Consider the following 1,616-nt stretch of genomic DNA (forward strand, 5'->3'; position numbering starts at 1 on the left):
TGCCCATGAGCCCGATGCTGCCCATCGCACCCGTCGCGCCTGTCGCGCCCATAACTCCTATACTGCCCATGAGTCCTACAGCGCCAGTGGCTCCCTGCATCCCCATTGAAGCCATGTTTTGCATGAGTTCCATCATACTCATTACGCCCGGTGAAGCGGCTGTCACGCTTGGCGGGCACTTAGCGTTTTGGGAGGCAGAATCTCCTTTAGCACTTCGTTTCCCTTTTAGCATCCTGCTTTTTTTCAGATACCTTTTGTATTTGTAGGTTGTAGTGCTGTAGAGCGGAAGCTTTATCCGTTTTCGTTTGAATTGCTGCATCTTCAGCTTTCTGTGCTTATTTGCATCCGACTTATTCACGTTATCCCACCTTCTGCCGGTCAGGTTTATACATAACCACTCGGGTTTCTGTATAACGTATGAGGGCTAGTGTGGAATGGACTAGACGTATGCCTCGGTGATTCCGGTTTCTTTTGGCCGATGTGCAATTGCCCTGAATTTCTCCTGCTTGCCTCCGCAGCTTCTCCCATACGTCTTAATGGAGCGCACACATCATAGAGTGAAACGATGGAAGGTGAGGCAACCACTTCTCTTCTGTCTGAGTTGCAAGTTCACTCTACAATGGAGGTAATTACATGCTAACAAGGTTCAAGCTTCACAAGCTCGCGGTGTACTTACTGATTCTGGCTTTACTGGCGGTTCCGGTTCCGCTGGGTAATGTTGCATCTGCTGCGGCACAAATTTCAGCACACGATTTACCAAAATGGTTTTCACTAGTTTAAATCTGGCGCTATACTAGGAGGGATAATGATCATTTATAACGAATTTTAGGTAAAAAGGAGTGAGTGAATGACAATCAAAGCGGTTCTTTTTGATCTGGATGGAACACTGCTGGACCGTGACTTATCACTATTAGAGTTTGTCAGAGATCAATACGACCGTTACCCGGAGTTTCAGATCGTTAATAAAGAAAGTTTTGTTAAGCGGTTCATCGAACTTGATAATCATGGTTACATGTGGAAGGACAAAGTTTATCAGCAGATTATAAATGAATTCTCTATTCAAAACATGGAATGGACGTTACTTTTAGAGGATTACATAAGAAATTTCCAAATGTATTGTATAGGTTTTCCGAACTTGTTAAGCATGCTTACTGAGTTGAAGAACAATAACATAAAGTTAGCACTGGTATCAAACGGTTTTGGACAATTCCAATATGATAACTTCAAAGCGCTACACATCGAACATTTATTTGATGAGGTATTAATATCAGAATGGGAAGGGCTACGAAAACCCGATAAAGCAATCTTCAACCGTGCATTGGCAAAACTTGATATAGCCGCCGAGAATGCCCTTTTTGTTGGAGATCATCCTGATAACGATATACGGGCAAGCCGTGATGTTGGAATGAAGGCAGTCTGGAAACGAAATAAACAATTTGAAACTGTTGTTGATGCTGATGCTGTTATTAACAATTTAGAGGAATTAATCAATATCGTATTATATAACGCAACTTGATCAGCGTAAGTACTCTTCGAATACGTTCTCCAATTCTTTGTACAAGCTCTGACTTGGATTCATCTGGCATCTTGGCTCACCCCATGGAGTAGATATTTCT

1 protein-coding gene is annotated in these 1,616 nt (G+C 42.8%); it reads left to right on the plus strand.

Translation table 11 applies throughout. The features are described 5' to 3' along the window. The first annotated feature begins 847 nt into the window (after positions 1 to 847). On the plus strand, positions 848 to 1,516 hold the full coding sequence (locus QW71_RS35975) for an HAD family hydrolase (RefSeq protein WP_039310821.1): 669 nt from the start codon (positions 848 to 850) through the stop codon (positions 1,514 to 1,516). Positions 1,517 to 1,616: the final 100 nt, after the last annotated feature.

Origin of the sequence: Paenibacillus sp. IHB B 3415, from assembly GCF_000802655.2 — a bacterium.
GTDB classification, from domain to species: Bacteria; Bacillota; Bacilli; order Paenibacillales; family Paenibacillaceae; genus Paenibacillus_AQ; species Paenibacillus_AQ phytohabitans.

Excerpts from the sequence above, each read along its gene's own strand:
- QW71_RS35975 (WP_039310821.1), top strand. The coding sequence starts at position 848 with ATGACAATCAAAGCGGTTCTTTTTGATCTGGATGGAACACTGCTGGAC.